The organism is Oerskovia douganii (assembly GCF_015142735.1).
Classification (GTDB): Bacteria; Actinomycetota; Actinomycetes; order Actinomycetales; family Cellulomonadaceae; genus Oerskovia; species Oerskovia douganii.
This window is the reverse complement of record NZ_JACSPN010000007.1, coordinates 47,634-63,278: the sequence shown is the minus strand read 5'-3', so window position 1 is coordinate 63,278 and position 15,645 is coordinate 47,634. Positions and strand designations below refer to the sequence as shown.

Here is a 15,645-nt window from a genome sequence, read left to right as displayed (position 1 = left end):
GGGGGACCGATGAGTTCCGGTCGCGCGGGCGGTCTCTCCCCTCGACCGTGCGTCCCGCACCGTCCTGAGCCCCGCTGAGATCGAGGAGCACCATGTCTTTCCAGGCCTACCTGGACGCCGTCGAGGACAAGACCGGTCTCACGCCGCGCCAGCTCGTGACGATCGCGCAGGACAAGGGGTTCGACGACCCGTCGGTCACGGCGGGGGTGATCGTGGAGTGGCTCAAGGAGGACTACGACCTGGGGCGCGGGCACGCGATGGCGCTCGTCCACGTGATCAGGAAGGGGCCCACGATCGACAGCAAGCACGTCGGGTCGACGGGCACGCACCGGGATGCGTCGGACACCCTGTGGCTCGACGGGAAGGCGACGAAGCCCGCCTGAGCGGACGTCCGACCGGGCATCCGCGGCGCGGGACGACGGACGGTGGCGCGCGCCGTGCTCGCGCAGAGGTGAGCCACGTCACTGAGTTGGACAGGTGTCCGACTCGCGAGGTTCGTTACCGCATTGTGACAATCGCTGCGCCGCCATGTACGGTCGAACGTGCTCCGCTGAGAACCCTCTCGCTGGAGTGCTCCGGTGGACGCCGAACCCTGTCACCTCCGGAGCCACGTACTACACCCATGGCAGGGGTGGGGGACCCATTCTTGTGGGCACCGGAGACGGTGCCCTTGGGGTGAAGCCGGACGGACCTCGGTCCGCACGGCCGGGTAGAGCTTTCTCCGACCCGAACCCGACAGCTGACCTCTCAGGCGTCCAGGAGAAACACACGTGACCTCTCGCTCACGTGCGCGCCACCGTGCCGCGCACCGCCCCATCACGCCCTTGACCTCTCTCAGCCGCTCCGCCGCGTCCGGCGTCAGCACCGTCGCCCGTCGCAGCGCGGTCGTCGCCGCGTCGTCCGGTCTGCTGTTCTCGGTCTTCGCAGCCCCCGCGAACGCGGCTCCCGCGAGCGACCAGTCGAAGTCGGTCGGCAGCGTCGACCTCGACGCCCTGACCGCGCAGGCTCGCGAGGCCCTCGCGACCAGCCCTGCCGTCACCGTCGCGGCCGACGCGGTCCTCCCGATCGAGCAGGCCACCGTCGCGGTCACCCCCGCACCGGAGCCCGAGCCCGAGCCGGAGCCCGCCCCCGCACCGGCGCCCGCCGCCGCTGCTGCTCCCGAGCGGACCACCGCCGCGGCCTCGCGCAGCGTCGAGCGTGCCCAGCCCGCCGCGCAGGCTGCTCCGGCCGCCGCCCCGGCCGCCGCGGCCTCCGGGTCCGCGGTCGTCGACATCGCCATGAAGTACGTCGGCGTGCCCTACGTCTACGGCGGCTCGTCGCCGAGCGGGTTCGACTGCTCGGGCCTCGTCAAGTACGTCTACGCGCAGCTCGGCGTCTCGCTGCCCCACCAGTCGGGCGCGCAGCGCGACGCGGGCACGCCCGTCTCGGCGTCCGAGGCTCGTCCCGGCGACCTGATCTGGACCCCGGGCCACATCGCGATCTACGCCGGCAACGGCATGCAGATCGAGGCCACGACCCCGGGCAGCACGGTCAAGCACAGCAAGATCTGGCAGGACAACCCGACGTTCATCCGCGTCGGCTGACCCGCCGCCACGAGGCCCCGTCCACAGACCTGTGGACGGGGCCTCGTGCGTCCGGGGGCATCCATCCGCGCCGTCGCGAGGACGCCCCGTGCGATCCTGGCCCGGTGCGAGTCGAGCCGGTCAGCCCCGAGGTCCTGGTCGCACGCGTCGCGGCGCTCGTCGTCGAGCGGGCGCGCGCCGACGCTGCGGGGACGAGGGTCCTCGTCGACGGCCACCCCTCGACCCGCCCCGAGAGCCTCGCCGACGCCCTCGTCGAGCCCCTGCGCGTCGCCGGTCGCCCGACGGCGCGCATCAGCGCGCGGGACTTCCTGCGGCCCGCGTCGCTGCGCCTCGAGCACGGCCACGAGGACCCGGACTCCTTGCTCGACGGGTGGATCGACGTGGGCGCGCTGAACCGGGAGGTGCTGACCGCCGTCGGGCCGGACGGGGACGGGCGCTACCTGCCGAGCCTGCGCGACCCCGTGACCTCGCGCTCGACGCGCGCCGGCTACGTCGAGGCGGCCCCCGGGCTGGTCGTGCTGCTCGACGCCTCCCTGGCGCTCGGGCAGGGCCTCGACGTCGACCTGACCGTCCACCTGTCGCTCCAGGACGCGACGATCGCGCGACGCACACCGGCCACCGACGCCTGGACGGTGCCCGCGTACGCCCGGTACCGGGCGGAGGTCGACCCGGAGCGCACGGCCGACGTGGTCGTGCGCGTCGACGACGCGCGCCGCCCCGCCTGGGTCGACACCGGGGCGAGCCGCCGCTCGTGAGGCGAGAGGCGCCGTCGGGCAGGGCGCCCCGTGCCCGACGGCGCCGCGCACCACGGCCCGCGGGACCGGTAGGGTCTGCGCAGCGTCGCGTGCCGGTGGCAGACCGTGCCAGGCATGGAGGCGCCGGACACGAAGGAGCACGACGATGACCACGTCGCCCCCTTCGCCCTCGCGTGACTGAGGGCGACACGACCGGGCCCGCCACGCGGCCCGGACCCGCCGCGACCGGCGACACGTCCCGGCTCGTCGCATGGAGCCGCGAGCTGCGTGCGGTGCACGAGCGGCTGCGCGACGCCTTGCGCGTGACCCGGGCAGCGCTCGACGACGGCGAGCCCGCCGAACCCGCGACCCGCGACCTCCTGCTGTTCTGCCACGGCTTCTGCACCGCTCTCACGCGGCACCACGAGGGTGAGGACCGCGAGCTGTTCCCCGCGATCGCCGCCGCCCACCCCGAGCTGGTCGGGACCCTGCGCAACCTGACACAGGACCACTCGATGATCACGCACCTGCTGAGCGGGCTCCAGGCGGCCGTCGACCGGTCGGCGTCACCGGACGAGCTCGACCGTCACCTCGAGGGGGTCGCCGCGATCATGGAGTCCCACTTCCGCTACGAGGAGCGCGCGCTGCTCACGGTGCTCGACACGCTCGCGCTCGACGCCGACGTCCGCGACGTCCTGGGACCGCTCTAGACGGCCGGGAGGTCGCCACCGCGGCGGGCGGGCGTCAGCGCACCTCCGACCCCGGGTTGAGCGCGTCCCACCGCTCGCGCGCCGCGGCGATGCCGTCGCGGTGCTCGGCCGACCAGTCGGCCAGGACCCTGACCAGGTGCGTCAGGCTGTGACCCGAAGCGGTCAGCTCGTACTCGACCTGCGGCGGCACGGTCGCGAACACCGTGCGCGTGACCAGGCCGTCGCGCTCGAGCCTGCGCACGGTGAGCGTGAGCATGCGCTGCGAGATCCCCGGGACCGCCCGCTGGAGCTCACGGAACCGTCGGACGCCCTGCGCGAGCTCGACGACGACCAGCACCGACCACTTGTCGCCGATCCGGTCGAGGACGTCGCGGATACCGCAGTCCTCGTGCGGCTCGCCGCACGAGACGACGGGCGACGTGGTCACCGTGGTGTGCCCTGCTGACATCGAAGTGCCTCCTGACGGTCGGGCCTGCTCGGCGGCGACGATGGTCCCGCCCGTGAAGACAACCACACGATCGGACGGTCCACCCATGCTGCTCGTCACCGGAACGTCCGGCGCCCTCGGAGGGGCGGTCGCCGCACGCCTCGCGGACCACGCCGGCCTGCTGAGGGGGACCCGGGCGCCGTCGGGGCCCGACGACCGGCTGGTCGACTTCGACCGGCCCGAGACCCTGCCGGGCGCGCTCGCCGGGGTCGACGTGCTGCTCGTGGTCTCGGCGGGCTACGCCGAGGACGACGTCGTGCGCGCCAGGCACGGTGCGGTCGTCGACGCGGCGGTCGGGGCCGGGGTGCGGCACGTGCTCTACACGAGTCTCGCGGGAGCCGCGGACCGGCTGACGATCGCGCTGGCCCACCGGTGGACCGAGGCCCGCCTCGCGGACGCCCCGCTCGACGTCACGATCCTGCGCAACGGGCTGTACGCCGAGGTGCCGGTGGCGCTCGCGGTCGGGTTCACGGCCCAGCCCGACGGCGTCTTCGCGGCGCCGTGGGGGGACGGCGCGGTGTCGGTGGTGCATCGCGACGACCTGGCCGAGGTGGCCGCCCGCGTCGCGGCCGAGGTGCACGACGACGTCCGAGCGGGGCGGGCGTCCCGTCATGCGGGGCGCGTCTACGAGCTGACCGGGCGCGCACGGCTGACGGGCCGCGACGTGGCCGCGCTCGGGGGCGACCGGTACGAGGCCGCGCCGCTCGGCGGGACCTGGGACGCCCTCGCCGCCGGGGTCCCGCCCTACCAGGTGGCGCACGCGGCGTCGATCTTCGCGACGCTCGGCGCGGGCTTCCTCGCGGGCGGGGCCGGCGACGTGGACCACCTGGAGGAGCTGCTCGGGCGGCCCGCGCGCCCCGTCACGGACGTGGTGCGAGGAGTCCTCGGGTCCCGCGGGGTGCCGGGGCGGGCGTGAGCGCCGCCCCGGCGGTGGCTCAGTCCCGGGTCACCGAGACCCGCCCGTTGGACGACTCGGCGACGATCTCGAACTCGCCGTCGGGGTCGTCCGGCACGGTGACCTCGGTGCCGCCCAGGTCGGTCTCGGCGCGGACCCGGTAGCTGCCGTCGGGCACCGTGACGCGGACCGCGCCGTTGTCGGTGACCGCGCGGACGTCCTGCGGGGTCGCGAGCGAGATCTCGACCGACCCGTTCGAGGTCTCGGCGTCCACCCCGTCGCCGCCCAGGCGGGTCCCGGCGATCCTGCCGTTGGAGGTCCGCGCGACGACCTCGGCGTCGACGTCCGTGACGGCGACGGACCCGTTGGAGGTCGTGACGTCGACCTCGCCGGTCGCGGTCAGGTCGATGCTGCCGTGCTCGGTCTCGCCCGTGACGGGCAGCCCCGCGGGCAGGTCGATCGAGTAGTTCGCGGAGCAGCGCCGACCGCACCCGGACAGCACCAGGACGCCGTCCTCGACGCGGTGCGTCGCGCCCTCGTCGTGCGAGCCCACGTACTCGAGCCTGCGCTCGATGCTCACCTCGGCCGTGTCTGAGCCGCGCAGCGCGACCGACCCGGCGTCGAGGTCGAAGCGCACCGACGTGATCTCGTCCGTGACGGTGAAGGTCTCGGTCGCCGTCGTCCGCGGCCCGAACGCGCACGCGCCGAGCGTGGCCGCCGTGACGGCGACCAGGGCCGCCGTGACGAGCCGTCGGTGGGTGGTCCGCATGTGTGTTCCTCTGTCTCTCGGTGCATGCCCGACGGGCGCGCCGGGTCCTGCTCGTGACGGTCTCGGCGGCCCCGCCCCCCGGCAGGGCCGCCACCACCGAGGCTAGGGCTCCCGGGGGGTGGCGGACCATGGGGTGTTCCCCCCATCTGTGCCTCGGGGTCGACCCTGAGAAGGCGCCCCGGCCAGGGCGGGTCGGGCGCCCCGGCCGGGGCGGGTCGGGCGCCTCGCCCGGGCGGCGCCCGACCGGGCTGCACCCGCCCGGGCGACGCCGCGAGGTGTGACCCGCGTGCCCGCGCGCAGCGAAACGTCGCCGGGGTACCCTCGCCCGGGTAGGAAGGTTCCCGACCTACCCATGTGCCAGGAGAACGACCGTCGACGGAGACCGGTAGACATGCTTCTTGCAGGAGATCAGCGACTGCTCCGGGAGATCAACGCCCGCGCCGTCCTCGAGGCGCTCGACGCCCACGACACCCTCGGCAGACCGGAGATCGTCGCGGCGACGGGCCTGTCCCGAGCCACCGTGGCCCAGTCCCTGCGCACGTTCGTCGAGCAGGGGGTCGTGGAGGAGGCGGGGCTCGACCACGAGCTCCGCGGGCCCGCTGCCACGCTGTACCGCGTCGACCCGGCGCACGGGTACGCGCTCGCGGTCGACATCGGCCACGTGCGGGTGCGGGTGGCGCTCATCGACCTCGTGGGTCGGGTCCGCGCCCGCGCCGAGCAGCAGCTGCCCGTGAAGGACCCCGAGGCCCGCGCGAGGGTCGTCGGAGAGCTCGCCGCGCACTGCGTCGCGGCCGTGAGCCAGGACCCGGGGGCGGGCGTCGTCTCGATCCGGTGCGCGGTCGTCGGGCTCCCGGCGATCGTGGCCGTCGACCACGCCACGGTGCGGCACGTGCCCGGGCACGAGAAGGGCGGAACGGCGCTGCACGACGCCCTGGAGGACAGCCTGGGCTGCCCGGTCCTGCTGGAGAACGACGTCAACCTCGCGGCGATCGCCGAGCAGCGCTCGGGCGTGGGGCAGGGGCTGGACTCGTTCGTCCTGCTGCGCCTGGGCATCGGGCTCGGTGCGGTCATCATGACGGGTGGCAGGTTGTACCGCGGCGCGTCGGGCGGGGCGGGCGAGGTCGGGTTCCTCCCGCAGCCCGGTCGTGCGCTCGGGGCGGAGAGCATCGGTGCGGCCTCGCTCGCGTCGTCGGCGGCGGACGCCGGTCTGCCCGCGGACCTGGAGCCGCACGAGAACCTGGACCGGGCCGAGGAGGGTGACGAGCGCGCGCTCGCCGTCGTGGACGAGCTCGCCGGGCGGCTCTCGGTGCTGATCGCCTCGATCGTCCTCCTGCTCGAACCGCAGAAGGTCGTCCTGGCGGGGGTCGCCTCCGAGGAGCCCGTCCTGCGGCGCGTGAGGACCTACCTCGCCGAGCGCGTCGGGATCCTCCCGATCGTGGTCGAGCCGAGCGGCGTCGCGGCCGATGCCGTGCTGTTCGGCGCGGTGGCCCTGGCCAGGGACAGGCTGCGCGACGAGGCGTTCGCGGCCGCGGTCCGGCATGCGGCCGAGTCGCCGGACCCGCCCGACGACGGCACGTCCGCGGGCCAGGACGTCACCTCGCTGGAGGCCGACGATGCGCGCACCCTCTGACCTCGTCACCCGGCTCGGCCTCCCGCCCGGAGCCAGGGCGCTCATCCTCAACGCGGACGACCTCGGCATGTGCCGGGCCGCGAACAGGGCGATCACCGAGCTCCTCGACGCGGGCCACCTCGACTCGGCGACCCTCATGGTGCCGTGCCCGTGGGCGCCCGAGGCCCTCGCGTTCGCGGCCGCCCGGACCGACCTCGACCTGGGGGTCCACCTGGTCCTCACGAGCGAGTGGAACGGGTACCGGTGGCGCCCGCTCACGGGCGTCGCGACGACGCTGGTCGACGCGTCGGGGTACTTCCCGGCGGACTGCCGCAGCGTCGAGCTCCAGGCCGACGACGGGGACGTGGCGGCAGAGCTCGCGGCGCAGCTCGACGCGGCCCTGCGCGCGGGCATGGACGTCACGCACCTCGACAACCACATGGGGTCGGTCTACGGCCTCGAGACCGGCCGCACATTCCTGCCGCAGGTCTTCGAGCTCGCCGCCCGGCACGGGCTGCCGTTCCGGCTGCCGCGCACGGTCGCCGGGACGGGGCTCCCGGACACCTTCCGGTCGGTGCTGGACCAGGCCACGGCAGCGGCGGACGCCGCCGGGGTCGTGATCCTCGACCACCTCGTGACCCACCCGTTCGAGCTGCTGGGCGAGGGCACCGCCGAGGAGGAGGACTACGACTCGGTCAAGAAGGGGTTCCTCGACCTGCTGCGCGCGACCGGGCCCGGGGTCACCGAGGTCTTCCTGCACCCCATGCTCGACGACGCCGAGCTCGCGGACGTCGCGCACTTCGCGACCCGCAAGCGGGGCATCGAGCATCGGCTGCTGGCCGACCCGGACGTCGCCGCGACCCTCGCGGAGGAGGGGATCGTGCGCATCGGCTGGCGCGACCTGCGCGACGTGCAGCGTGGTCTCCCCGCCCGGGGCACGGGCTCGACCCCCGTTCCCGGCGACCCGGCCACCCGGGCGGGCGACGCCGTCGGGCACGGGCGGTGAGCGCCCTCGCGGGCCTGCGGGACCGCCGCCTGACGGGCGTGCCCTCGCGCGCCCGGACCCTCGCGTACGGCGCCTCGGCGTTCCCCGCGAACCTCATGGCCCAGACGTTCTCGGCGTTCGTCGTGTTCTTCTACGTCGACCACCTGCGGGTCCCCGCGGGCTGGGTCGCGGGCGCCATGGTCGCGCACGGCATCCTCAACGCGGTCCTGAACCCGCTCGTGGGCGCCGCCTCCGACCGTCACAGGACCCGGTGGGGCAGACGGGTCCCGTGGATCGGGCTGGGGATCGTGCCGCTCGTCGCCGCGTTCTCGCTCGTGTGGATGCCGCCCGACGTGAGCCCCACGGGCCTGCTCGTCTGGTTCCTCGTCGTGGTCGCGGTCTACGACGTCGCGTACGTCGCGGTCGTGCTCAACACCTCGGCCCTGTTCCCGGAGATCTTCCGCACGACGGCGGAGCGCGCGCGGGGGAACACGCCGCGCCAGATCTTCGGCCTGGTCGGGATGATCCTGGGGACCGCGGCCGCGCCGCTGCTCTACGGGTCGCCGCTCGGGTGGGTCGGCATGGGCCTCGTGCTGGGCGTGCTGTGCCTCGCGTTCTACCTGTGGTCGCTGGCCGGGATGGTCGAGCGTCCGGTCGACGAGGTGGCGGTCGCCGCCCGCGAGGCCGCGCTGCCGCTGCGCGAGCAGCTCCGGTACACGTTCGCGAACAGGGCGTTCGTGACGTACGTCCTGGGGTCCCTGCTGCTCCAGTCGACGACCGCGCTCCTGCTCGCGTCCGTGCCGTTCTACGTGCGCTACGTGCTGGGCGGCGCCGAGGCCGACGCGACGCTCGTGCTCGCACCCATCTTCGTCGTCGCGATCCCCGCGATCGTCGGGTGGTCGTGGGTCGTGCGCCGGGTGGGCCCGCGCCGGGCGCTGCTGTGGTCGGTCGCGGCGTACGGCGTGGCCGTGGGCCTGTTCCTGGTCCCCGGGACCATCGAGGGGGCGATGGTCGTCGCGGGCCTCGTGGGCATCGGGGTCGCGGGCATGATGCAGCTCCTCGAGGTCGCGCTCGGTCAGGTGATCGACGACGACGAGCGGCGCACCGGGCTGCGCCGCGAGGGCATGTACTTCGGGGTCAACGGCTTCGTGGTGCGCGGGTCGGTGATCGTGCAGGCGGTCGTGATCGCGGTGGTCCTCGGGGCGACCGGGTACGACCCGGACCTGTCCGTCGCCGCCCAGCCGGAGGCCGTGGCGACCGGGATCCGGGTCCTCATGGGCGGTGTCCCGCTCGTGGTGGCCGGGCTCGCGTGGCTCTGCTTCTGGGGGTACCCGCTGCGCGGTCTGGACGTGCCGTCGGCCGGTGCGGGGGGCGAGGCCGGGGACGACGAGCCGCAGGACGTCGAGCTGCTCAGCCGCTGACCCGGTCGTCGGGGGGGCGGCGCGGTCGCCGCGCCGGGCCTGACCGCTCGGTGCGGCGCCGGGCGTGCCAGAGTGGGCGTGACCCATGGACCACGCCGACCTGAGGCGGCGCGGCCCGACGACGGAGAGGACGACCCCGATGACGTGGTGGATCTGCCGGACGTGCGCCGTGGAGCACGCCGAACGGCCCGAGGTGTGCGCGATCTGCGCCGACGAGCGCCAGTGGGTGCCTGCGGACGGCCAGGCCTGGACGACGCTCGACGAGCTCTCGGCCGAGGGGCACGAGGTCTCGGTGACCGAGCTCGAACCTGACCTCTTCGCGCTGGCCGGCCACCCGGGGGAGGGGATCGGGCAGGAGTCCAAGGTGGTGCGGACCCCGGCCGGGATGCTGCTGTGGGACCCGGTGGGCTACCTCGACGACGACGCCGTGCGGCGGGTCCGCGCGCTGGGCGACGTCGTGGCGGTCGTCGCGAGCCACCCGCACATGTTCGGCGTCCAGGTCGAGTGGAGCAGAGCCCTGGGGGGCGTGCCGGTCCTCGTCGCGGAGGCCGACGCCGGGTGGGTGGCCCGCCCGGACCCCGTGATCGAGACCTGGTCGGGGGACCGTGAGATCCTGCCGGGCGTGACGCTGACCCAGCCGGGCGGTCACTTCCCGGGCAGCGCCGTCGTCCACTGGGCCGCGGGAGCCGAGGGGCGCGGGGTCCTGCTGAGCGGGGACACGATCTTCGCGAACCCGGACCGCACCTCGGTGAGCTTCCTGCGCAGCTATCCCAACCGGATCCCGTTGTCGGGGGCGGTCGTGGACCGGGTCGCGACCCACGTCGAGCGCTTCGCGTTCGACCGGCTGTACAACAACTTCGAGGGCGTGATCCCCGTGGACGCGCGGGCGGTCGTGCGGCGCTCGGCCGACCGGCACGCGGCCTGGGTGCGGGGGGACTTCGACCACCTGACGTGAGGGGTCGGCCGCGCGCCGTGGACACCCCGTCCCGACCCCGACAAGATGACCGTGTGAGCATCGAACCCGCGCTGGACCCCGAGATCCTGGACTTCTACACCGACCACTATCGCGAGGACGCACGCCTGCACGGGTCCGCGCAGGGGCGCCTCGAGCTGCTGCGCACGCGCGAGCTGCTGGGCCGGTTCCTCCCGTCGCCACCGGGCCGGGTCGTGGACGTCGGCGGTGCGACCGGGGTGCACGCGGCGTGGCTCGTCGGGGCGGGGTTCGACGTCGACCTGCTCGACCCGGTGCCGTCGCACGTCGCGCAGGCCGCGGAGGTCCCCGGCGTGCGGGCGCGTGTCGGGGATGCCCGTGACCTGCCGTTCGAGGACGCGGTGGCCGACGTCGTGCTGCTGCTCGGCCCGCTCTACCACCTCACGGTCGGTGCGGACCGGCTGCTCGCCCTGCGAGAGGCCGCCCGCGTGGTGCGCCCGGGCGGTGTCGTGGTCGTGGCGGGGATCAGCCGGTACGCGGGTCTCCTGGAGCGCGCGGCGATCGGTGGGATCACCGACGAGGTGGAGTCGTCGATCCGGCGGGCGATCGAGACCGGGGTGCACGACCCGCGCGCGGGCTTCACGACGGCGTACTTCCACCGTCCCGACGAGCTCGCGCAGGAGATGTCGGAGGCCGGGCTCGTGGAGGTCGCGGTCTTCGGGGTCGAGGGGCCGAGCACGCCGGCGCTCGACAACCTGCCGCTCGACCAGGCCGAGCCGCTGCTCGGCTCGGCGGTCCGTGCGGCACGCCTGGTCGAGTCGGACCCGGCGTTGATCGCGGCGAGTCCGCACTTCCTCGGGTTCGGCCGGGTCGGCTGAGCGCGCCTGCCGCCGAGCGGCCCGGTCAGCGAGCGACACCGCGACACGCTTGTGCAATCTCTCACAAGCGCGAGGTTTCGTGCGCGGAGATGAGACGATCGACACAGCCCCAGGTCCCACGTCGGAGGAGACTGCCATGAGACCGCTCGTCACGAGGACCGCCGTCGCAGCGGTCACGGTCGGGGCCCTGCTCCTGACCCGGCGCATGACCATGACCTGGGGGACACGGGACGACGAGCCCTCCGACGCCCTCGCGGGCGACGAGATCGTCCCGCACGCGGATGCCGTCGCGACCCGCGCCGTGACGATCGCCGCCCCGCCGCGCGAGGTGTGGCGCTGGGTCGTCCAGCTCGGCCAGGGCCGCGGCGGCTTCTACAGCTACGAGTGGCTCGAGAACCTCGTGGGCTGCGACATCGAGAACGCCGACCGCATCGAACCGGCGTGGCAGCGGCTCGCCGTCGGCGACGACGTCCGCCTCCACCCCGACATGGCGCTGCGCGTCGCCGCGATCGTCCCCGAACGGCACGTCGTGCTGCGTGGCGCGGTCCCCGTCGGGGCGTCCGCGCCGCCGTACGACTTCTCGTGGTCGTTCGTGCTGCGCCCCGCCCCGGACGGCGCCACGCGCCTGCTCGTGCGCGAGCGCTACGGGTACACGCGCTGGTGGGCCGGCGCCGTCGTCGAGCCCGTCCAGCCCGTGAGCTTCCTGATGAGCGCCAGGATGCTGCGAGGGATCCGCGACCGCGCCGAGGGACGTGTGGGCGCGGCGGCCGCCTGAGGTGAGCGGCGCCGTCGGGCAGGACGACCCGGCCCGACGACGCCCCGCACGTCCCACGTCCTCGCTCGACGCGGGCGCGGCGCAGCCCGACGACCCGCGATGATGGTCAGGTGTCCACCGTCCCGCACCGCGGCCTCGCCGTGAGCCCCGCCCTGTCGATCCCCGAGGCCGAGCTCGCCTGGCGGTTCTCGCGCGCCTCGGGCCCGGGGGGCCAGGGCGTCAACACCACGGACTCGCGCGTCGAGCTCTCGTGGGACGTCGCCGCGTCGGCGGTCCTGAGCGACTCCCAGCGCGCACGCCTGCTCGAACGCCTCGACAAGCGCCTCGTCGGGGGCGTGCTGACCGTGACCGCGAGCGAGCACCGCGAGCAGCTCCGCAACCGGGCGGCCGCGCGGACGCGGCTCGCAGCCCTGGTCGCCGAGGGGCTCGCCCCGCCCGCACGGAAGAGGCGCGCGACCCGCCCCACGCGCGGCTCCCAGGAGCGTCGCCTCGCCGCGAAGAAGCAGCGGACCACGACCAAGCAGATGCGTCGCCGCCCCACGGACTGACCCGTGCCGCCCGGGTGCCGACCCTGCGGAGGGGTGCGAGCATCGAGGGGGCGCCCACGTCGGGACCGGGGGACCGGGGGCGGGACGCCCGCCCGACAAGGAGGAACCGCCGTGCACGCCGCCCTCGTCACGTCGTTCGACCGCCCGCCCCGCTGGACCGAGGTGCCCGACCCCGAGCCGGGGCCCGGCGAGGTGCTCGTGCACGTGCTGGCCGCGGGCCTGCACCCACGCGTCCGCTCGGGGGCCGCGGGCACGCACTACACGAGCGACGGCGTGCTGCCGCTCGTGCCCGGGTTCGACGGCGTGGGTCGCACCGAGGACGGGCGGCGAGTGTTCTTCGCGGGGCTCGAGGCGCCCCGCGGCAGCATGGCCGACCTGGTCGCGGTGCCCGCAGACGACCTCGTGGACCTGCCCGAGGGGCTCGACGACGTGACCGTCGCGGCCGTCATGAACCCCGCGATGTCGGCCTGGCTCGCGCTGCGCCACCGGGCCGGCCTGCGCCCGGGCGAGGCCGTCCTGGTCCTGGGCGCGACGGGCAACGCAGGCCGCCTCGCCGTCCAGCTCGCGCGCCACCTGGGGGCGGGCCGCGTCGTGGGGGCCGGGCGCGACCCCGCCTCGCTCGCGGTGGTCCGTCGCCTCGGGGCCGACGCCGTCGTCCCGCTCACGGCCGACGACGCCGCCGAACGGCTCGCACGTGAGGCCGCGGACGTCGACGTCGTCGTCGACTACGTGTGGGGAGCGCCGACCGAGGGGGCGCTCGCGGCCGTGACGGGCGCCCGCAGCGACCCCGCGCACCTGCTGCGCTGGGTGCACGTCGGGGCCACCGCCGGTCCCACGATCACCCTGCCCGCGGCGACGCTCCGCAAGACGAACGTGCAGGTCAGCGGGAGCGGCCAGGGATCCGTCTCGCCCGTGGCGATGGTGTCTGCGCTGCGGGAGCTCGCGGCCGCGCTGCCGCAGGTCCGACCGCAGGTCGACGTCGTCACGACCCCCCTGCGCGAGGTCGAGGCGGCGTGGGGCGCGACGACCGCGTCGGGCACCCGGATCGTGCTGGTGCCGTGAGCGCTTCACCCGCTCGCGGGTGAGCAGCGAGGCCCCCGGCCGGGGCAGTATGGGGCGCAGCCCCGTGACGACCGGTCCCGGGAACTGACGGAAGGACGAGGACATGAGCGAGCAGAAGGGTGGCCTGGGTGGCCTGGGCGGGTTCGTCGAGAAGGCCAAGGAGGCCCTGACGGACGAGCGCATCGACCAGGTCGCGGACCTGGTCAAGGGCCGCACGTCGGACTCGGTCGACAAGCACGTCGACACCGTGGCCGAGCAGGCCAAGAAGCTCAACGACAGGTGAGCAGCGCAGGGGTGGCCCCGTCGGGGCCGCCCCTGCGTCGTCGGGCCGGGGGCGCCGTCCGCCGGCGCGTGCCGGTGCGTGCCGGCCCGGGCCCGACGACGTCGCTCACCGCCGGGGACGTCTCTCCCCGCGCGGTGGCACGGCTCGGGGCGCACGGCCACGGGGCCCGGGGGGTGCGTCGCCCCAGTGCCCGGGGTGCTCGAGCCCTGCGGGCAGGAGCGTCGCGGAGTCGCCCCGGGCCGCGTCGATCTGGGTCTGCGTGAGGAACAGCGCGTCGGTGAGGTCGGCGCCGCGCAGGTCGGTGCCGCGGAGGTCGGCTCCCACGAGGTCGGCTCCGCGCAGGTCGGCCCCGTGGAGGTCGGCGCCGACGAGCAGCGCTCCGCGCAGGCTCGCTCCCCGCAGGTCCGCGCCGGCCAGGCGTCGGCCCACGAGGTCAGCCCCCCGGTGCTCGGCGCGCCGTCCCCGCGGCTGGTGCGCCGACCGTGCGCGGGCGCCCTCGCTGGCGCGGAGCAGCAGCGGGTTGACGCTGCCCCGGAGCGCGTCGAGGTCCAGTGCGAGCAGGTCGTCCGGTGCACCGAGGGAGAGGTGCTCGACGCGGTCGACCGCGGCCCGCAGGTCCGAGGTCAGCGCCGGGTCGTGGCTGCCGAGCTCGTCGGTGCGGTCGGAGCCGTCGGAGCCGTCGGAGCCGTCGGTGCGGTCGGTGCGGTCGCGGGCGCCGTGGCGCTCGGTCAGTGCCACGGCCTCGGTCAGGTACCAGAGCAGCTCGTGCACGTGACGCAGCACGGGCAGCAGCGCGAACATCGACGCCCGCACCTCGGGGTGCTCTCGCCAGTCCTGCCCCGCGAACGTGGACCCGGAGATCTTCTGCCCGGCGCCGAAGCAGTCGTAGACCGTGCAGCCCACGAACCCGCGGTCCCGCAGGTCCGGGTGGATGCCGCACCGGTGGTCGGGCCGCAGGTTGCGGCAGGGTTCGCCCGCGTCCTTGTCGATGGGGAAGTCGGCCGAGCGCGTGAACGCCAACGCCACGCAGCACAGCCCGAAGCAGCTCGCGCACTCGGCGTGCAGGCCCAGGCGGGCACGTTCCGCGGCGGGGCTGGAGGACGACGGGGGCATGGGACTCCTGGCGGACGGTGGGGCGGCTGGTCTCCAGTACACCGCGCCCCCGGTACGGAGTCGAGCGAGTTCCACGACCCGGCGGCGGCCGCCGACGCGGGGGGCTGGGGCGGGGGCCGGGGCGGCAGGGTCTCGACGCCCCCGGCCGATGTCCGGTTGCCGACCTGCGGAGGACGCGGGTACCCCGTGCTGCCGACCCTGCGGAGGAGGACCTCGTCCGTCCGGTCGATGTGCGGTCGTGGTCGCGTGCCTACGGTGGGAGCGACGCACAGCGGCCCGCCCTGCCTTCCCGGGGCGCCGCGGTGCGTCCACGGCGTCGCACCCGGCGCCCGTCCCGTCGGCCTCGCGCACCCCGCTTCGGCCGCAGTCCCCCGGAGCGTGAAGTGCAGAGCAAGGGTGAAGTGCCGAGCAAGGTCGGTCCCGTCCTCGTCGTCATCGGCTCGATCCTGGGCATCGCACTGCTCGTGGCGAGCCTCCTGGTGCTGCGCACCGCCATGATGCAGCGCCCGGTCGACTCGTACTTCCTCGGGTACGAGGCCACCTCGGCGGCCGGCATCGAGTCGGTCTCGTGGACACAGGCGCCCGCAGGGGACCGCACCGGGACGTCGGTCGAGGAGAGCGCGTCGGGCGCCGTCGGGTCTCCCTACACGACCGAGGCGGTCGTCGCCGCGGGGCAGCCGGCGCGCATCGAGGTCGAGCCCGTCGGGGACGGCGTCGCGTCGTGCCGGATCGTCAAGGACCGCGGGCGGACGAACGAGGCGGTCCTCGCGGAGGCGACCTCGGCAGGGCCGGGGGAGACCGCGACGTGCGCCGTCACGATGCCCACCGGGGCGACCTTCGAGAGGTGACCTGACCGGCGTCC

18 protein-coding genes and 1 riboswitch are annotated in these 15,645 nt (G+C 75.0%); of the genes, 15 read left to right on the top strand and 3 right to left on the bottom strand.

The annotated features are described in order from the left end of the window. Positions 1–92: 92 nt before the first annotated feature. The 4 genes from H9623_RS07505 (at position 93) to H9623_RS07490 (ending at position 3,027) form a co-directional block, all read left to right on the top strand. Complete coding sequence (locus tag H9623_RS07505; RefSeq protein WP_193719442.1) at positions 93–383, top strand: DUF4287 domain-containing protein; 291 nt, start codon at positions 93–95, stop codon at positions 381–383. 219 nt (positions 384–602) lie between these two features. Then, positions 603–769: riboswitch (cyclic di-AMP (ydaO/yuaA leader) on the top strand. A 55-nt stretch (positions 770–824) separates the two neighbouring features. After that, positions 825–1,583 carry a C40 family peptidase gene (locus H9623_RS07500; protein ID WP_227748322.1) on the top strand — a complete coding sequence of 253 codons (759 nt, stop codon included), beginning with the start codon at positions 825–827 and terminating at the stop codon, positions 1,581–1,583. A gap of 104 nt (positions 1,584–1,687) precedes the next feature. Continuing rightward, positions 1,688–2,338, top strand: a complete 651-nt coding sequence (locus H9623_RS07495; RefSeq protein WP_193719440.1) for a nucleoside/nucleotide kinase family protein — start codon at positions 1,688–1,690, stop codon at positions 2,336–2,338. A gap of 173 nt (positions 2,339–2,511) precedes the next feature. Continuing rightward, positions 2,512–3,027, top strand: coding sequence for a hemerythrin domain-containing protein (locus H9623_RS07490; protein WP_193719439.1), 516 nt, complete (start codon positions 2,512–2,514; stop codon positions 3,025–3,027). Between the two features lie 34 nt (positions 3,028–3,061). Here H9623_RS07490 and H9623_RS07485 read toward each other — a convergent pair whose 3' ends face one another. Then, positions 3,062–3,475: a winged helix-turn-helix transcriptional regulator gene (locus H9623_RS07485; protein WP_193719438.1), complete on the bottom strand. Its 414-nt coding sequence runs from the start codon at positions 3,473–3,475 to the stop codon at positions 3,062–3,064. An 85-nt stretch (positions 3,476–3,560) separates the two neighbouring features. Between H9623_RS07485 and H9623_RS07480 the strand changes: the two genes are divergently transcribed. Beyond that, positions 3,561–4,430, top strand: coding sequence for an NAD(P)H-binding protein (locus H9623_RS07480; protein WP_193719437.1), 870 nt, complete (start codon positions 3,561–3,563; stop codon positions 4,428–4,430). 19 nt (positions 4,431–4,449) lie between these two features. Here the strand turns inward: H9623_RS07480 and H9623_RS07475 are convergent, their stop codons facing one another. Next, entirely contained in the window at positions 4,450–5,178 is a 729-nt protein-coding gene (locus H9623_RS07475; RefSeq protein ID WP_193719436.1) for a DUF4097 family beta strand repeat-containing protein, read from the bottom strand. Between the two features lie 391 nt (positions 5,179–5,569). Here H9623_RS07475 and H9623_RS07470 point away from each other — a divergent pair, with 391 nt between their 5' ends. From H9623_RS07470 to H9623_RS07430, 9 genes are all read left to right on the top strand, one after another. Continuing rightward, a complete protein-coding gene (locus H9623_RS07470; RefSeq protein WP_193719435.1) occupies positions 5,570–6,808 on the top strand; it encodes an ROK family transcriptional regulator in 1,239 nt (412 codons plus the stop codon). Beyond that, positions 6,792–7,793 (top strand): polysaccharide deacetylase family protein, encoded by a 1,002-nt coding sequence (locus tag H9623_RS07465; protein ID WP_193719434.1) that lies wholly within the window; start codon positions 6,792–6,794, stop codon positions 7,791–7,793. The genes H9623_RS07470 and H9623_RS07465 overlap by 17 nt, the downstream gene beginning before the upstream one ends. After that, positions 7,790–9,193, top strand: a complete 1,404-nt coding sequence (locus H9623_RS07460) for an MFS transporter (RefSeq protein ID WP_321575335.1) — start codon at positions 7,790–7,792, stop codon at positions 9,191–9,193. Before H9623_RS07465 ends, H9623_RS07460 begins: the two co-directional genes overlap by 4 nt. 139 nt (positions 9,194–9,332) lie before the next feature. After that, entirely contained in the window at positions 9,333–10,148 is an 816-nt protein-coding gene (locus tag H9623_RS07455) for an MBL fold metallo-hydrolase (protein ID WP_193719433.1), read from the top strand. 53 nt (positions 10,149–10,201) lie between these two features. Further along, on the top strand, positions 10,202–11,002 hold the full coding sequence (locus H9623_RS07450; RefSeq protein ID WP_193719432.1) for a class I SAM-dependent methyltransferase: 801 nt from the start codon (positions 10,202–10,204) through the stop codon (positions 11,000–11,002). Positions 11,003–11,138: 136 nt separating this feature from the next. Then, positions 11,139–11,777 (top strand): SRPBCC family protein, encoded by a 639-nt coding sequence (locus H9623_RS07445; RefSeq protein ID WP_193719431.1) that lies wholly within the window; start codon positions 11,139–11,141, stop codon positions 11,775–11,777. A 110-nt stretch (positions 11,778–11,887) separates the two neighbouring features. Then, the gene (gene arfB, locus H9623_RS07440) at positions 11,888–12,325 is read left to right on the top strand and encodes an alternative ribosome rescue aminoacyl-tRNA hydrolase ArfB (RefSeq protein WP_193719430.1); all 438 of its coding nucleotides are present in this window, start codon (positions 11,888–11,890) and stop codon (positions 12,323–12,325) included. Between the two features lie 111 nt (positions 12,326–12,436). Further along, entirely contained in the window at positions 12,437–13,387 is a 951-nt protein-coding gene (locus H9623_RS19995) for a quinone oxidoreductase family protein (protein WP_193719429.1), read from the top strand. A 103-nt stretch (positions 13,388–13,490) separates the two neighbouring features. Next, positions 13,491–13,670 carry a hypothetical protein gene (locus H9623_RS07430; RefSeq protein WP_193719428.1) on the top strand — a complete coding sequence of 60 codons (180 nt, stop codon included), beginning with the start codon at positions 13,491–13,493 and terminating at the stop codon, positions 13,668–13,670. A gap of 105 nt (positions 13,671–13,775) precedes the next feature. Here H9623_RS07430 and H9623_RS07425 read toward each other — a convergent pair whose 3' ends face one another. Further along, positions 13,776–14,783, bottom strand: coding sequence for a pentapeptide repeat-containing protein (locus tag H9623_RS07425; RefSeq protein ID WP_193719427.1), 1,008 nt, complete (start codon positions 14,781–14,783; stop codon positions 13,776–13,778). Between the two features lie 401 nt (positions 14,784–15,184). Between H9623_RS07425 and H9623_RS07420 the strand changes: the two genes are divergently transcribed. Further along, positions 15,185–15,631, top strand: a complete 447-nt coding sequence (locus H9623_RS07420) for a hypothetical protein (protein ID WP_193719426.1) — start codon at positions 15,185–15,187, stop codon at positions 15,629–15,631. Positions 15,632–15,645 lie beyond the last annotated feature (14 nt).

Bases quoted from the DNA above. Each gene is read 5' to 3' on its own strand.
- H9623_RS07455 (WP_193719433.1), top strand. From the start codon at position 9,333: ATGACGTGGTGGATCTGCCGGACGTGCGCCGTGGAGCACGCCGAACGG.
- H9623_RS07470 (WP_193719435.1), top strand. From the start codon at position 5,570: ATGCTTCTTGCAGGAGATCAGCGACTGCTCCGGGAGATCAACGCCCGC.
- H9623_RS07430 (WP_193719428.1), top strand. From the start codon at position 13,491: ATGAGCGAGCAGAAGGGTGGCCTGGGTGGCCTGGGCGGGTTCGTCGAG.
- H9623_RS07475 (WP_193719436.1), bottom strand. From the start codon at position 5,178: ATGCGGACCACCCACCGACGGCTCGTCACGGCGGCCCTGGTCGCCGTC.
- H9623_RS07465 (WP_193719434.1), top strand. From the start codon at position 6,792: ATGCGCGCACCCTCTGACCTCGTCACCCGGCTCGGCCTCCCGCCCGGA.
- H9623_RS07480 (WP_193719437.1), top strand. From the start codon at position 3,561: ATGCTGCTCGTCACCGGAACGTCCGGCGCCCTCGGAGGGGCGGTCGCC.
- H9623_RS07485 (WP_193719438.1), bottom strand. From the start codon at position 3,475: ATGTCAGCAGGGCACACCACGGTGACCACGTCGCCCGTCGTCTCGTGC.
- H9623_RS07505 (WP_193719442.1), top strand. From the start codon at position 93: ATGTCTTTCCAGGCCTACCTGGACGCCGTCGAGGACAAGACCGGTCTC.
- H9623_RS07445 (WP_193719431.1), top strand. From the start codon at position 11,139: ATGAGACCGCTCGTCACGAGGACCGCCGTCGCAGCGGTCACGGTCGGG.
- H9623_RS07425 (WP_193719427.1), bottom strand. From the start codon at position 14,783: ATGCCCCCGTCGTCCTCCAGCCCCGCCGCGGAACGTGCCCGCCTGGGC.